This is a genomic window from Negativicoccus succinicivorans (genome assembly GCF_018373335.1).
GTDB lineage: Bacteria > Bacillota > Negativicutes > Veillonellales > Negativicoccaceae > Negativicoccus > Negativicoccus succinicivorans_A.
In genome coordinates, this window is record NZ_JAHAHH010000001.1 from 47194 (window position 1) to 61462 (window position 14269).

A 14269-nucleotide genomic window follows, 5' to 3' on the forward strand; every position below is an offset into this window, starting at 1 on the left:
AATTTTTAGCGAGAAAGGGGTTTATATGGCAACAGAATGGCAACACGGCGCCATCGTACCCGTGGATATTGAAGAACAAATGCGCACCAGCTACATCGATTACGCGATGAGCGTTATCGTGATGCGCGCGTTGCCGGATGTCCGTGACGGCTTGAAGCCGGTGCACCGGCGCATTCTTTACGCGATGCATGAAGGCGGCCTCACCGCCAACAAGCCGTATCGTAAATCCGCGCGTGTCGTCGGTGACGTCTTAGGTAAATACCACCCGCACGGCGACTTGTCCGTTTACGATGCGACCGTGCGTTTGGCGCAGGATTTCTCGACGCGATATCCGCTGGTTGACGGCCACGGCAACTTCGGTTCCGTCGACGGCGACTCGCCGGCGGCGATGCGTTATACGGAAGTCCGCATGGCCAAAATCGCGCAGGAAATGCTCGAAGATTTGGAAAAAAACACCGTCGATTTCATGCCGAACTACGACGAATCCTTGCAGGAACCGGTCGTTTTACCGTCGAAGATTCCGAACCTTTTGGTCAACGGCTCGTACGGTATCGCCGTCGGCATGGCGACGAACATTCCGCCGCACAACTTAGGAGAAGTGGTTGACGGTCTCTGCCTTTTGATCGACGATCCGAATACGCCGATCGAAACCTTGATGAAACACATCAAGGGACCGGACTTTCCGACCGGCGGTCTGATTCAGGGCCGTGAAGGCATCAAGAAAGCGTATACCACCGGCCGCGGCGCGATTAAAGTTCGCGCGCGCGTTGAAATCGAGGAGATGGCGAAAGGAAAAAACCGCATCGTCGTCACCGAAATTCCGTACCAGGTCAATAAGGCGCGCGTCGTCGAAACGATCGCGAAACTCTCGCGCGACAAGATCTTGGACGGCATCACCGCTTTGCGCGATGAATCCGACCGCAACGGCATGCGCATCGTCATTGAACTGCGCAGCGACATCGACCCGCAGATCATGCTGAACAACCTGTACAAGCATACGCAGCTGCAGGAAACATTCGGCGTGATTATGCTCGCTCTGGTCGACGGTCACCCGCGCGTCTTGACTTTGAAACAAATGCTCGAGTACTATCTCCTGCATCAAAAAGAAGTCATCACCCGTCGCAGTCAGTACGAACTCGACCGAGCCCGCGCTCGCGAGCACATCGTCGAAGGCTTGTTGATCGCGCTCGATCATATCGACGCCATCATCAAAACGATCCGCGCGTCCGAAACCGATGAGATCGCGAAAAACGCGTTGATGGAAAACTTCGGACTGTCCGAGAAACAATCGCTTGCGATTCTCGACATGCGCTTGCGTCGTTTGACCGGACTCGAACGCGAAAAACTCGAAGCGGAATACCAGGACTTGAAAGAACGGATTGAATACCTGCTCGGCCTTTTGGGCGACGAAGCCAAAGTCATGCAGGTCGTCAAAGAAGAACTGCTCGACGTCAAACAGCGCTTCACGGACGAACGTCGCAGTGAAATTGTCCGCGATGAATCCGGTTTGGACGATTTGGATCTGATCCCCGATGAACCGATGATCATCACGCTCACGCAGCAGGGATATATTAAACGCATGCATGCGAATACTTACCGCACGCAGCGCAAAGGCGGTGCCGGCATCACGGGCATCAAGACAAAAGATGACGACTTTGTCACCAAAGTGCTCACGACATCGACGCACAACACGCTGCTCTTCTTTACCACCGCCGGTCGCGTCTACAAACTGGTCGCCAACGATATTCCGAAAGCGTCCACGCGTACCGCTCGCGGCACGCACCTTGTCAACTGCATCCCGGCGCTCGAAAAAGATGAACAGGTCACCGAAATTTACGACATCTCGTCGTTCGCGAATTACGAATACCTGCTCATGGTTACCCGCCAAGGTTTCGTCAAAAAGACGCTCCTTTCCGAATACACCAACGTGCGGCAGAGCGGCCTGATCGCCATCAACCTGCGCGAAGGCGACGAACTCATTAAAGTCGTCACCACCACCGGCGATGATCACATCATCATCGGCACCAAGACCGGCATGGCCATTGTCTTCTCCGAAGCCGATGTCAATCCGACCGGCCGCGCTTCGCTCGGCGTCATCGGCGTCCGTTTCAAACAGGGCAGCCAGGATGAAGTCGTCGGCGCCGACGTCTTGACCTCGACTGATGAAGTCCTCACGCTCAGCAGCGACGCTTACGCCAAACGCAACAAAGCCACCGCGTACAGCGTACAGCAACGCGGCGGCCAAGGCGCGCGCAACTTCAAGAAAGGAAGCACCGTTGTCGGTCTTCTGACCGTCAAAGGCAACGAGGAAATGCTCGTCATCACCGAAAGCGGCATCGTCATCCGCGTTCCGGTCGACTCCATCAGTCTGAAAAAAGGCAAGAACACCATCGGCGTCAAAGTCCAACGCTTGGACGAAACCGATCGCATTGCCTCCGTCGCTCTCGCTCCCATGGAAGAAGCGGAAGAAGACTGAAAATAAATACGCAATAGAAAAAGCCCCCGCGGGGGCTTTTTTGTTTTCATAAATTTTATTTCACAAAAAATTTCTCTGAAAATCCGACACGTCTCCGACATAGAAGCCGGCAATGCGCGATGATTTTGCAAGCAGCATTATAAAATGCTAAAATTACAGCATAATAAGATTTTATAATTTTATATTTTCGGCATTTTGTAATTTCAAAATTCCGAAACGGTTGCTCAGTGAAAATACTTCAAAAACGCTTACTTCGCTCGTGTTACTTGGGAGAGCGAAACGGAATATGTTCCAAATGGAGCGCAGCGACAGAAATAACATACCCCGGGACGAATAAAAAGTTTTGAAAAAAGTTGTTTAGGAGGACGATTATGAAAAACAAAAATAAGGCGAACAAAAAAAATACGAGTGCGGTTATCGTCACGGAATCCGTGAAATCGGCGGAGTCTCAATCGGCTTCTTTGAAAAAAGAAGAAGTGCAAAACTTCACGGTTTTTTTGCCGAAAGAATTTCATCGTCGGCTGAAAATATATTCCATTGCCAACGATGAACAAATGGGTAATATTCTTTTGAACATCATTCGGCGCGGCGCGGAGGTCTATAAAAAAGACAACCCGGAATTTCCGGCGTGGGAACAATAGAAAGGTAAAAAGCATTTTCTCTTTGCCGCATTCATATTGGCAAGATACGTTTATCCGATCGGCCCATCAAAGAACGATGATAATATAGGTGCCATAGGGTTTTAGGGGTCGAAAAAGTGAGTGAAAATGAATAGAGAAATTGTACTTCATTCCGCATGGTCTGAAAATGAAGAAATCGGAGCATTATATATAAACCGGGAAGCGGGGAAAGAAAACTATTCTTTTTCGTATTCAGAAAAATGGTTAGAACGCCATTCTTCACTTTTTCTGGATTCTGAAATTCAACCTTTCCCCGGTCGTCAATATCCTGAAAAATCTTTATTTGGATGTTTGACCGATATGCAACCGGATCGTTGGGGCAGGCAACTGATTATTCGCCGGGAACTCAATTCAGCTTTACAAGAAAAGCGACCGGTACGACCTCTTATGGAATCCGATTTTTTACTTGAGGTATCGGACTTTAGCAGGCAGGGCGGTATTCGGCTTGCTTTTGACGGAGAATTTCTTTCCCGATCAGAGTCGGAAGCACCGCCGATGACAAGGTTAAAAGCGTTACAAGATGCCGGTTGCTCTTTTCAAAGTAAAGATGAAAAAACAGACTGGATGAAAGAATTGGTACAGGCGGGCTCATCTTTAGGCGGAGCAAGACCGAAAGCCAATGTTACAGATGAAAACGGTTGCTTATGGATCGCTAAATTTTCTTCACTCCATGATATTTTCCGAGTGGAAAATTGGGAAGCGTTAACTTGTGAATTGGCCGCTTTATGTAACTTAACTGTTCCGGAAATAAAAACTGAAAAAATGGCCGATAACTTGATTTTTCTTACCAAGCGTTTTGATCGGGGAAACGAAAATCGCAAACATTTTATTTCTGCAATGACGGCATTAGGGAAAGCAGATGGCGATTCCGCGAGTTTTTTAGAAATTGCCGATTGGATCCGCCGTCATCAAAAAGACCCTACCGAAGACTTACAGGAATTATGGCGAAGAATCGCTTTTTCCGTTCTTGTTTCTAATACCGACTGCCATTTACGCAATCACGGTTTCCTTTTGGAAAAGGATCAATGGCGTTTGTCGCCGATGTATGATGTAAATCCCAATCCGTTGGGAACATATATGACGTTAGCGATAGACGATAAAAATACCATCAAAGATATCCATACGGTTCTTCAAACGGCGCCTTTTTACGAAATTTCCGATGCGAAAGCGGAAATAGAAAAAATGCAAGCGACAATTCACGATCATTTTCAAAGATTGGCGGATAAATATTCGATTCCGCGTCAAGAAGCGCTTGCGATGCAACCGGCCTTCGGTATTTTTCAGGTGAACTGATCCACTCGTTTTCGGACGGCGACGGTCGTACCGACAGAGACGTAATCGCGCATGCTTGCGTGCAAGAAGGCATCTCGCCGATTGTCATTGCAAAAGAGCAGAGAAACGAATATATTCTCGCCCTATTGGTTTCGAGCGATTAACAGGTCTTCCGTTTTGGCAAATGTGCTCGCCACCAAGTCGCTTGCGCCGATTTTCGCCAGCCAAGGCGTGGCAAGCTCTGTTTCTAAATATCCGGCCAATATGCGTAGGCCTTTATGTTCCATAACGGTTTTTATTTGAAATAATTGCTCATTAGAAAAAAGGTCGGGACGTCGGTTAATGAAAAACGCAAGATCGTAAAAATCGCGGATGTTTTCTTCTTTCGTGAACGCGGCCAGCTTCATGTCGATCAATACCTTCCAATCGTATACCGATACACTTTCTGTCTTGTTTATTTTGAAAACATCGGCCTCGAGCAATTTTTTATTCCGGTCGGAAATTTCCAATATTAACGGACAATCTCCGGCGTCCTTTTGACCTCCGTAATCAATGATGATTTTGACGACAGAATCCGCGCTTTCAAGAACGTGATATTTCCAGCGGTTTTCTTTTGCGATTTTTTGGAGAACTTTTTCTACCTTTGCCAAAGAGCCTTTGGTATCCAGCTCCAGCGCTTCTGAAAATCGATCCAGCTGATGAAAAAGCATGAGCGCGGCGCCGCCTTTTACAACATATTCATCTCCCAAATACGATAAGATTTTTTTCATAACGCGAATTCGCTCTTGTTGCGAATGCGTTACATTGGTTACGTTGCGCGGCGCGTTTCGGTCATTCAAATATTTTTCCGGGTACTCTCGTCGCATGAACCAAGAAATGTCTTTTACGCTTTGAATTTGCTCAAGATACGAATATAATTTTTGATCTTCTTCCTGCGTCGACAAAAAATCTTTTCGGCAATCCAGCATTTGCATGGCGAGTTCCTTGGGTTGCGTCAAAATAAAATCGGCGATCGCTCTGGGAAAATCCGCGATAAAAACCTCTTTTGATCGATCATAAGGAATCATTCGTTTTGAAATACCGTTTTTCCCGAACAAATAAGAATTCGCATACAGAGGAATTGTCGGCTCTTTTTCCGTATATAACCAATAGTTAAGCGGGTGCCAATCGGCGGTGGTAATCCCGTCCGGCGCGACAACATTTAACGCTTCCCACCCCGAGATGTATTTTTCTTCGGTCGTTGCGGGAATAATTTTCCACTTCATAGTTACCTCCGGTAGAAAAGTTTCTCCTGAACCTATTCTCCCATTCATTAAAAAAATCCACAACTTTTAGTGATGCGCGCAATCGAATTGTTTTCAAAGGTTTTTGTGAGTGTAAACGACCCCCCAATTTTTAATCGGATTGACCTTGTTTTTTACAGGCTGGTCAAATCAGCGTGAACGCACTACCATGAAAGCGACAGATACTTTTTAGCGCGTCAGCATAAACTCACCGATTATGATGGCGGAAGGAGCAATATGGAAAATATTATTTTGGATCGTCTGCGCGGCGAAAAGAATTGCGGCATTTCCGGCGGATTGTACGAATACACTAAAGTTTGGCTGACATATACTTCCAATGCGATTGAGGGCAGCACGGTCAGCTTGGAGGATACCCACGCCATTTTAACCACCGGACGATTGAACGGCAAAGACTATCCGAAACTGAATGACGCGATTCAAACGCGTAATCATGGCATGGCATTCGATTACATGCTGGATATCGCGGAGCAAACGCTCACGGAAGAACAAGTAAAGCATTTTCATTACCTGCTGTTTTGGGGAACAGAGGAAGCGATGAAAACTTGGTTCGCCGTCGGCGATTATAAGAAAGAAGCCAATCGGATCGGCCTGCTGACCGAAACCTCATCGCCGGAAGAAACGCCGGAGCATATGAAAACATGGTTGCATGACTGTCAGGGTGAAAAAAATCCGCAACTGAAAGAAATCGCTCTGGCGCATTACGGTTTTGAAACCATTCATCCGTTTCAAGACGGCAACGGTCGTGTCGGTCGCTTGATCATGTTCAAAGAGTGTTTGCATCACAACATTTCGCTGCTTATTATTACCCCGGAAATAAAGCCGTGGTATATGACCGCGCTCAATGAGTGCCGGCAAGGCTTGCAGAATCGTTTGTTTGAAACCTGCGGCAAAGCGCAAGATGACTATCAATTAATTTGCGCGAAATTCATAAGAGAGTAGCCTTTGCAATCTGATTGTTAAACATGATCAGTAAAGAGTTTTTATAACTTTAGGAGGAACATCGCTATGTTAAAAGCATATATCAGAGAAGCCTATCCCATCCCACAAAATTTATCTGGGGAAATAAAAGAATATGTTGATCGGTTAGAAGAATTATATGTCATTCTAAACAATATGAGTGACAAAGTGAGTGACGAAGATCCCGAATACATGTCCTTACTTTGGGAATATGAAGATAAACAGCAATGGCTGGGTATAATGGCGAAAACCAAAGAAGGCATATCGCAAGAGGATTTTGATGCTTTATATTTCAGATACTATATCAGTTAAACGAAACTTTCCCGATATATAACCGGCGGATAAAGAAAGAAATCACCGCAGTGGAGGCCTTTTATACATCAGGCGTTTCAAAAAACTTTTATCGCAGGGTCAGACAATACGAACGAGAGGTGTACCGGCAATGAACACGTTTTTATTAATGCATAAAAATATTGAAGTTTTAGAGATACGAAAAGAACCGGATATGGATTATTTCCGAATAAATTCCATCATCAATGCGGAACATTTGCCGGTGAACATGCTGGGGAAAAATAAATGCAATACCCATGAATTGAATCAGTTTTTGAAACATAGGGTTATTCCTAAAAGTCGACCTAACATTGAGGAAATAAAGAAATATTACCGAGCAAACAGTTCGTATGAGTTGGCCTTACCGTCCTATATGGTCAGTATCGCCGACCATTATTGGCTTTGTCCGGAAGATAAAAAACAAGACTTGAATTGGGAAAAAGTAAATTTCTATGACAATGATTTTTCATCAGACTTATTATTTTTATCATCAGATGAATCAAGCCTTGATGAAAGCGAGCGAATGAATCCAACTCCCAACACAACCAATAACGGTTCATTACCTCAAATGTGGACAAAGAAAGACAGTGATCTGTTTTTTATAAAAAACGGGCAAAGGTCTTTTTATCAACAGCCTTATAACGAAGCCGTAATTTCGGACATAATGAAGGCTATGAATATGCCCGGTGTTACGTATGACTTGTCTTATATAGCGGCGGCGGATGTATCGATATGTCCGTCATTCACAAATTCGCGAATTGAATTTATTCCGGCATGGCAGTTTGATGTTAACCAAAAACTGAACCATGAAAGTTATTACGAATATTATCTGAAAAAAATAACCGAGTGCGGTATGGATCAGGAACGGGCGCGTAAGCAGCTGGAACAAATGATTATACTTGATTTTATTTGTGTGAATGAGGATCGTCATTGGGGAAATTTTGGCGTTTTGCGAGACAGTGATACCTTGGAATATATCGGACTTGCGCCCATTTTTGATAATGGCACCAGTTTAGGATATATGAACTTATCAATACGGAATCATCAGATTTATGAACGCTCCAAATCATTCGGCAATACCCATCAAAACGAATTAAAATTTATTCGTCATATGGACATGGATTCGTTGGACATCTGTGATAAAATACCGGAAATTTTGGACAGAAATTATAAAAAGTTGCGACACCCCGCCTTTGGGGAAGAACGCGTTGAAGAGATAGCCACGTTACTGGTAGAAAGGATTCACGACATGGGAAAAGAAAAGGAAAGCAAAAAATCGGCGATTCGTGTTGCAAAGTCCATCGAGGAAAAGGAAATGGAACCGGAGTTCGATGAAAGAGCCTTGCCGAAAGACCTGCAACAAGATATCCAAAATTGGTTAGATCATCAAGACGATGATTTAAGATGGGATGTTTATCATAATGAGCTTTACGGCACGATTAACATGTATCAACACGCGCATGTAATCAGTGAAGAAGTCGCGGATTATTTACGAAAAAAGTATTTGGGATTTTAGGAGGTAACATGGACATAAAAATTCCTAAGTATCTGCAAGATACACTGGATAAGCAAAAACGATTGGTAGCAGAATATGAAAAAACAAAAGACGCAGAATCAAGTATTGCTGTTTCTTTTGTTTGGGAAGAAGTATATGTTGATATTAATCACGCATTAACAAATGATGCGATTACCGAAGACGAAGCACGCGCTCTGCGAAAAAAGTATTTAGGAATTTAGAAGATTACCACGATTGTACATAAGGAGAAAAAGAATGAACATTGAAAAAATGCGCATTCCCAATTCGTTACAAGAACAAATCAAAAAAATAAAGTTGCTAGAAAGTGAAATAAAAAAAGGTGGTGAAAAAGGTTTGGAGGCAGAATGTATGTTAGGTTTTGAGTTAGGAAATATTCATCCAACTATCAATCGATGCTTAATGGCAGGCGAGATAACACCGGAGGAATCGCATTTTTTACACGAAAAATATTGTGTTGAATTTATAGAAGAGGTGTTACACAATTATGAAATCTATAATAATTGATTTTACGCACTTTGAAAAAATCACTCCCCTTCGATTTGACGGAGCAAGTTATAAATATGCCGTTCAAGGAAACGATTCTCTATATATTTTGAAGTTTGAAGAATATCCCCGGCGCAAAGCTTCCGTTTCACACACGCATCATCACACATCGGAATATATCGGATCCCATATTTATGAGTCGATCGGATTACCGACACAAGAAACTTTTTTAGTAAAACGAGATGACAGAATCGCCGTTGCCTGCAAACATTTTTGCCAAGGAAATACGCGGTTGTATTCGTTCAAAGAATTGGCCACCGATTTTATGCATCCGTCCATTTCAAAAAACAGCGCATCACAAGCGATTACCACTCTTGAGGGCACGCTGGAACTCATTTCAAAGCAAACTGTTTTTCAACCTGAGGTCTTAACCGACAGATATTGGGACATGTTTGTTGTGGATGCGTTTATTGCTAATTCGGATCGTCATAACGGGAACTGGGGATATTTGGTCGACAACCATACATTTGAAGTTTCTTTAGCGCCGATATATGATTGCGGATCCTCTCTTTACCCGCTTTTAACAAATGAAGAGATGCGGATCTGCTTACAAAACGAAAGCATGATGAAACAACTTTCCGCCAATGAACCGTCTTCTACCGTTCGTTATAAGGGAGCTAAAATTAACTTTTTGGATTTTTGTCGGAATTACGAAAATCCTGACTTTCTCGCTGCCGTAAAACGAATCGTGCCGCGAATTGATATGGATGCTATCAAAGCGATTATCACCCATACTCCCGTCATTACAGAGATCAGACAAGAATTTCTGATTCATTTATTGACATTGCGAAAGGAACTGCTTTTAGAGCCGGCCTTAAAGCGCGCCATGAAAGCGGAAAAGATTTCGTTTAATGAATCCGAGTCGATCGACAAAGGTTTGGAACGCTGAGCGTATTCGGCGATGCGCGAGTTTCGACAAGAGAATAACATGCGCATGTAATCCGTGAAGAAGTCGCGATTATTTACGCAGGAAATATTTAGAATGAAACAAATGAAAAGGGAGGTAGAACGATGAGAACGTTAAGTCTATCTGAAATAAAAGAACGAATTATTCCCGTTTGCGAAAAGTACGATATACCGGAAGTACATATTTTCGGATCGTATGCCGACGGAACGGCCCGACCGGACAGTGATGTTGATTTAATTATTGATGATTCAAACATTCCGGGCCTTTTTGAACTCATAGATGTAATTGAAGGGTTTGAAAAAGCATTAAGTAAAAAAGTTGACTTGGTGGGTATTGAAGTACTAAAAAGAAAATCACATACTAGATTCAGTCAAAATGTTTTTAAGGTGGCAAAACCGATTTTCAAAAAGGAAGAAGATTGCGCAGGAAAAGCATTTGACGATGCGCGACATGTTCATGAGCCGGATCGGCCGTGATGAAATAAGCATCAACGTAAAGGCGCGAACGGAAAAGCGGCATTGATCTTTTCATCACGCCGCATACATACGCGAATATTTCGGTGCAAAGGAGGGGCGCAGATGTTTCGAGCCTATATTCGAGAAGATATTGTTTTACCCGAACGGAAATCAAAAGAAATTCAAGAACTGGTGGATACGCTGGAACGCTTGCATATCGAATTGCAATCCATGGATCCGCGCGCGCCGGAATACACAAGAAAGATAGAAGAGTTTGAAGATGCCAATGAATGGCTGGATATCGCCGCAAAGCTCGACAATAAAGTCGATCGCCAAGCGTATGCCCGATATTGTTTCCGTTACTATGTGGGGGTTGTGGAAGATGACGATCAAGATGCATGATTTTACTGAAAATAAAGCGATTCCCCCGAGTACTTACGGGGGCAAAACAGGAGCAAAGTTATGCGTTTTACATCATGATGAAATGTGGTTTTTAAAATTTCCGCAAACGTTATCCCGTCAAGGCGCCGTATTGTCGTATCCCACCATGCCCGTTTCGGAATTTTTAGGATCGCAAATATATAAAAGCATCGGCATTGATACGCATGATACCGAATTGGGGATATATAAAGATCGGCCCGTCGTTGCTTGCAAAGACTTTATTCCATCGGGGAGTAAGTTTTATGAATTTAAGGGCTTATTCAATGCCTTGCCGGCGATAAAGTCTTTACAGTCCACGCGATTTGGAAATGCGCCATCATTGCATAAGGTAGAATTATCTGACATTTTTGAGGAAATCGAAATTACCTTTGCGCCATCAGCGCAAGAAAAAATGAAGGAACGTTTTTGGGATATGTTTGTAGTGGACTGTTTTATCAACAACAAAGACCGTAATACCGGAAATTGGGGATATTTTATGAATTTGACCGGGGACTTTGTAGGATTAGCTCCGGTGTATGACAACGGCAGTTCGTTTTTCCCGAAAGCCGATTCGCGAAAATGCGGTGAAAAAGAATTTCTTGACAAGAGCATTCGGAAGGGTAAAACTTCTTTTTTCTACAATGGAAAAGCAGTCGACAGTGTTTCGGTCATGAGGAAAACGCCCTGTCCGTTTCAAGAAGAGGCGCTTAACTCGGGTTTGCAAAAAGCGATTTTGAAAATAACGCCTCGATTATCCGTCAATATGGACGCATTTCAAAATTTGATTTCCGATATGCCTTTAGATTTCAAAGGCGTTCCGATTATCTCGGAATCTCGAAAAGCGTTTTATCAAAACTTTTTATCGAAACGGCTGGAGCTGGTTTTGGAGCCGGCGTGGAAACGGGTCATGGAGATCACGGAAGACGAGAATGCTTGATTTCAAGAACTAAAAAAACTTGCTTTGCTCCCATTTATGTCGGCGGCGCTTCTCTATATCCTCTTTTCCGTTTTTTATCGAAATTATAAATCCGGTCCTGCTCATTTCTTAAAAGTGCTCGCGCCGGATGGAGGCGGCTTATCGTGTATCTTCTGCGCAATAAAGACAAAAATCTTTTAACCTTTCAAATCATCAAAAAAGAAACGGAAGACGCGTCTCCGGCAACAACGACGTCGCAAGTTGGCGTCGCGTATCAAGTCCGCATCGATTCGCTATGTGAAGATGTCGCGCGACTGCCGCTGCCAATGCAGGGGGAAACCGTCGGCGCGGAAGAATTGGATCAACGCTTAGAAAACTGGCTCAAATCAAGAAAAGCGCCGGAGAGCAGAGCGTTCGCGGATTGTCTCATGAAGGCGATTGACTCCGGCGCGAATCCGTTTGCGTATATCGATGTTACTTACGGACTTTCGCTTAACGATTCGTTTTGGGTTTGTCCGGTAAGGGAACGCGATGTATCCTGGGATGCGGTCAATGCATATCAAAACGCATTTGACGACCGAGTCGCGCGGCTCGCGTTTACCGGCGTCGGCGGTCGGATTGACGGCGTGACGACGACGCCGGAATTTACGACAGGCGGCGCATTGCGGAAATGTTGGCAACGGGAAAATAAGCGGATCTATTTATATAAAGGCGGCACTGAACGCTTCGCGAATGGCGGGCTGGAGCCGTACATGGAAACATTCGCGGCGGAAATCGCCACGGCGATGAATTTGAGCCATGTTCCCTACGAACTGACGGAACTTTATGGCGTTTCCGTCAGCAAATGCCCGCTTTTTACGGATGAAAACACCGGCTTTGTTTCGATGTATGATGCGCTGGGCACGGAATATTTTCAAACCCGTTCGCTAAATGATCCGCGAACATGGGAAACCATCGGCGAAAGATACGGCATGGCGCAGTGGGAAGATATGCTTTTGTTTGACGCGGTGATCGCCAATGAAGATCGACACTTAGGCAACTTCGGATTTTTGCTGGACACCAATAGTAATTGCCTGAAAGGTCCCGCGCCGCTCTTTGACCACGGGAACGCTCTCTTTTTCAACGCCACCGATGAGGAATTTGCCGATATTTTTGAATATGCGCCGACCCGTCGCAGTTGTATCGGATTGCCGTTTGAAGAACAAGCGAACCTTTTTTTGCGCCGTCGTCATTTGTCCGGCTTACAAAAGTTGGCAAAACTGACACTGCCGCGGTATAAAGATCCGCATATCGATTTCATCGCGACGCAATTAGAAAAGTATCTGCATCGTATATCCGAGAAGTTGGTTCGGTTGTATAAAGAATAACGGCAGACCTCGCGGGAGGTCGATGCTCGTATTAGCTGAGAGTAACTTGACCGTTAGCGATTTCGTGCTAAAATAAAGATGCAGGAGCACCATAAAACCAACAAAAGGAAATGAAAAGAGATGGCGGCTACCATCCCTTTTCTCTTGCTTATTTATTTCGCCTTTCTAGCAGCCAGTGCAGTATGATTGCCAGAGAGGGCGCGAGCAAGGTCGCGCCTGCAAGAAAATCTACGGAGCAGCAAAAAGGACGGGAAAACTCCCGTCCTTTTTGCTTACATATTTTATTATTAATAATGATGCTTTCCGAACCTACAGGATTATATTTTTACGCGTTACAGAGCATGGCACGGATTTTATCGGGAACTTGATTTCCGACTTACTTTTCTAAAAAGGAACGTATCTCCGTGACGGTTGCTTCATTAATTTCGGAAACGTCTTTTTGTTGTTCCGCATCCAGCATCTCGCGAATAAATGCTTGCTGTTGATGCAAATCTCGCGTTTCCGTTTCCGTTAACGGTCGTGACCATTCGTGATCAATAGCGGCCGTGATTTCATCCGGATTGTTTTGGGAACGGAAAAGTTCTCCGGCGCGGTTGCATACGACGATTTCGTTGAAACATTTCGTGTCCGCCAGATAAATAAGATTTTCTTTTAACTGCGAAACCACTAAATCATGGTGCTTTTTATCCACGGTGCGGGCATTGTCTTGCTGCAATCCTTGAAACAGTCTTGTCATGGTACCGGTGAAGCTGACTTCCGGCTTCATCGCCATGACATACAGATCGACTTCATATCTGTTCGCGCGCAAGCGGTTCGCGGTTCGTTCGGGCACTTCCGTTGTCCGCAGCGTTCCCTCAATCAGCAAGTTGTATTTTTCTTTTGCCAGCCGCTCAATTAATGCTTCCGTGATCGCGCCCGACCATTGGGCGGTGTGTTTCGGGTGATCCGATCCGTATTCTCTTTGAATTTCCGTGTAATGCGGATGCGAATCGCGAAACTCGTCGGTATTCAGAAATATAAAGTTATTATCTTTACGATTGACGAGTTTCACAATGCTGCTTTTGCCGCTCCCGGGTTGCCCGCCGGTGAGAATGGCGCGCGGGTT

Annotated in this window: 15 protein-coding genes; 13 read left to right on the forward strand and 2 right to left on the reverse strand. The window is 44.7% G+C overall.

The annotated features are described in order from the left end of the window. Positions 1-25 precede the first annotated feature (25 nt). From gyrA to KH813_RS00230, 3 genes are all read left to right on the forward strand, one after another. A complete protein-coding gene (gene gyrA / locus KH813_RS00220; RefSeq protein ID WP_303991728.1) occupies positions 26-2476 on the forward strand; it encodes a DNA gyrase subunit A in 2451 nt (816 codons plus the stop codon). A 371-nt stretch (positions 2477-2847) separates the two neighbouring features. Continuing rightward, positions 2848-3117: a hypothetical protein gene (locus KH813_RS00225; protein ID WP_303991730.1), complete on the forward strand. Its 270-nt coding sequence runs from the start codon at positions 2848-2850 to the stop codon at positions 3115-3117. Between the two features lie 126 nt (positions 3118-3243). Then, complete coding sequence (locus tag KH813_RS00230) at positions 3244-4449, forward strand: type II toxin-antitoxin system HipA family toxin (protein WP_303991732.1); 1206 nt, start codon at positions 3244-3246, stop codon at positions 4447-4449. Between the two features lie 122 nt (positions 4450-4571). Here KH813_RS00230 and KH813_RS00235 read toward each other — a convergent pair whose 3' ends face one another. Then, positions 4572-5693: a nucleotidyl transferase AbiEii/AbiGii toxin family protein gene (locus KH813_RS00235; protein ID WP_303991735.1), complete on the reverse strand. Its 1122-nt coding sequence runs from the start codon at positions 5691-5693 to the stop codon at positions 4572-4574. A 255-nt stretch (positions 5694-5948) separates the two neighbouring features. On the opposite strand from KH813_RS00235, the gene KH813_RS00240 reads away from it, so the two are divergent. The 10 genes from KH813_RS00240 (at position 5949) to KH813_RS00285 (ending at position 13164) form a co-directional block, all read left to right on the forward strand. Next, the gene (locus KH813_RS00240; protein WP_303991738.1) at positions 5949-6671 is read left to right on the forward strand and encodes a Fic family protein; all 723 of its coding nucleotides are present in this window, start codon (positions 5949-5951) and stop codon (positions 6669-6671) included. A gap of 66 nt (positions 6672-6737) precedes the next feature. Next, positions 6738-7001: a hypothetical protein gene (locus KH813_RS00245; RefSeq protein WP_303991741.1), complete on the forward strand. Its 264-nt coding sequence runs from the start codon at positions 6738-6740 to the stop codon at positions 6999-7001. A gap of 130 nt (positions 7002-7131) precedes the next feature. After that, complete coding sequence (locus KH813_RS00250) at positions 7132-8535, forward strand: HipA domain-containing protein (RefSeq protein WP_303991744.1); 1404 nt, start codon at positions 7132-7134, stop codon at positions 8533-8535. 8 nt (positions 8536-8543) lie between these two features. Beyond that, positions 8544-8756 carry a hypothetical protein gene (locus KH813_RS00255; RefSeq protein WP_303991747.1) on the forward strand — a complete coding sequence of 71 codons (213 nt, stop codon included), beginning with the start codon at positions 8544-8546 and terminating at the stop codon, positions 8754-8756. 34 nt (positions 8757-8790) lie between these two features. Continuing rightward, complete coding sequence (locus KH813_RS00260) at positions 8791-9060, forward strand: hypothetical protein (RefSeq protein ID WP_303991750.1); 270 nt, start codon at positions 8791-8793, stop codon at positions 9058-9060. Beyond that, a complete protein-coding gene (locus KH813_RS00265; protein ID WP_303991753.1) occupies positions 9041-9988 on the forward strand; it encodes a HipA domain-containing protein in 948 nt (315 codons plus the stop codon). The genes KH813_RS00260 and KH813_RS00265 overlap by 20 nt, the downstream gene beginning before the upstream one ends. 122 nt (positions 9989-10110) lie before the next feature. Then, on the forward strand, positions 10111-10482 hold the full coding sequence (locus KH813_RS00270) for a nucleotidyltransferase family protein (RefSeq protein WP_303991756.1): 372 nt from the start codon (positions 10111-10113) through the stop codon (positions 10480-10482). A gap of 102 nt (positions 10483-10584) precedes the next feature. Continuing rightward, a complete protein-coding gene (locus KH813_RS00275) occupies positions 10585-10863 on the forward strand; it encodes a hypothetical protein (RefSeq protein WP_303991759.1) in 279 nt (92 codons plus the stop codon). Between the two features lie 82 nt (positions 10864-10945). Beyond that, entirely contained in the window at positions 10946-11818 is an 873-nt protein-coding gene (locus tag KH813_RS00280; protein ID WP_303991767.1) for a HipA domain-containing protein, read from the forward strand. A gap of 143 nt (positions 11819-11961) precedes the next feature. Continuing rightward, positions 11962-13164: a protein kinase gene (locus tag KH813_RS00285; RefSeq protein ID WP_303991761.1), complete on the forward strand. Its 1203-nt coding sequence runs from the start codon at positions 11962-11964 to the stop codon at positions 13162-13164. A 376-nt stretch (positions 13165-13540) separates the two neighbouring features. On the opposite strand, the gene KH813_RS00290 is transcribed toward KH813_RS00285, so the two are convergent. Then, a partial coding sequence (locus KH813_RS00290) for a zeta toxin family protein (protein WP_303991763.1) occupies positions 13541-14269 on the reverse strand: 729 nt, incomplete at its 5' end.

What these genes read in the sequence shown, in the direction of transcription:
- gyrA (WP_303991728.1), top strand. Translation starts at nt 26, where the DNA reads ATGGCAACAGAATGGCAACACGGCGCCATCGTACCCGTGGATATTGAA.
- KH813_RS00225 (WP_303991730.1), top strand. Translation starts at nt 2,848, where the DNA reads ATGAAAAACAAAAATAAGGCGAACAAAAAAAATACGAGTGCGGTTATC.
- KH813_RS00230 (WP_303991732.1), top strand. Translation starts at nt 3,244, where the DNA reads ATGAATAGAGAAATTGTACTTCATTCCGCATGGTCTGAAAATGAAGAA.
- KH813_RS00235 (WP_303991735.1), bottom strand. Translation starts at nt 5,693, where the DNA reads ATGAAGTGGAAAATTATTCCCGCAACGACCGAAGAAAAATACATCTCG.
- KH813_RS00240 (WP_303991738.1), top strand. Translation starts at nt 5,949, where the DNA reads ATGGAAAATATTATTTTGGATCGTCTGCGCGGCGAAAAGAATTGCGGC.
- KH813_RS00245 (WP_303991741.1), top strand. Translation starts at nt 6,738, where the DNA reads ATGTTAAAAGCATATATCAGAGAAGCCTATCCCATCCCACAAAATTTA.
- KH813_RS00250 (WP_303991744.1), top strand. Translation starts at nt 7,132, where the DNA reads ATGAACACGTTTTTATTAATGCATAAAAATATTGAAGTTTTAGAGATA.
- KH813_RS00255 (WP_303991747.1), top strand. Translation starts at nt 8,544, where the DNA reads ATGGACATAAAAATTCCTAAGTATCTGCAAGATACACTGGATAAGCAA.
- KH813_RS00260 (WP_303991750.1), top strand. Translation starts at nt 8,791, where the DNA reads ATGAACATTGAAAAAATGCGCATTCCCAATTCGTTACAAGAACAAATC.
- KH813_RS00265 (WP_303991753.1), top strand. Translation starts at nt 9,041, where the DNA reads ATGAAATCTATAATAATTGATTTTACGCACTTTGAAAAAATCACTCCC.
- KH813_RS00270 (WP_303991756.1), top strand. Translation starts at nt 10,111, where the DNA reads ATGAGAACGTTAAGTCTATCTGAAATAAAAGAACGAATTATTCCCGTT.
- KH813_RS00275 (WP_303991759.1), top strand. Translation starts at nt 10,585, where the DNA reads ATGTTTCGAGCCTATATTCGAGAAGATATTGTTTTACCCGAACGGAAA.
- KH813_RS00280 (WP_303991767.1), top strand. Translation starts at nt 10,946, where the DNA reads ATGTGGTTTTTAAAATTTCCGCAAACGTTATCCCGTCAAGGCGCCGTA.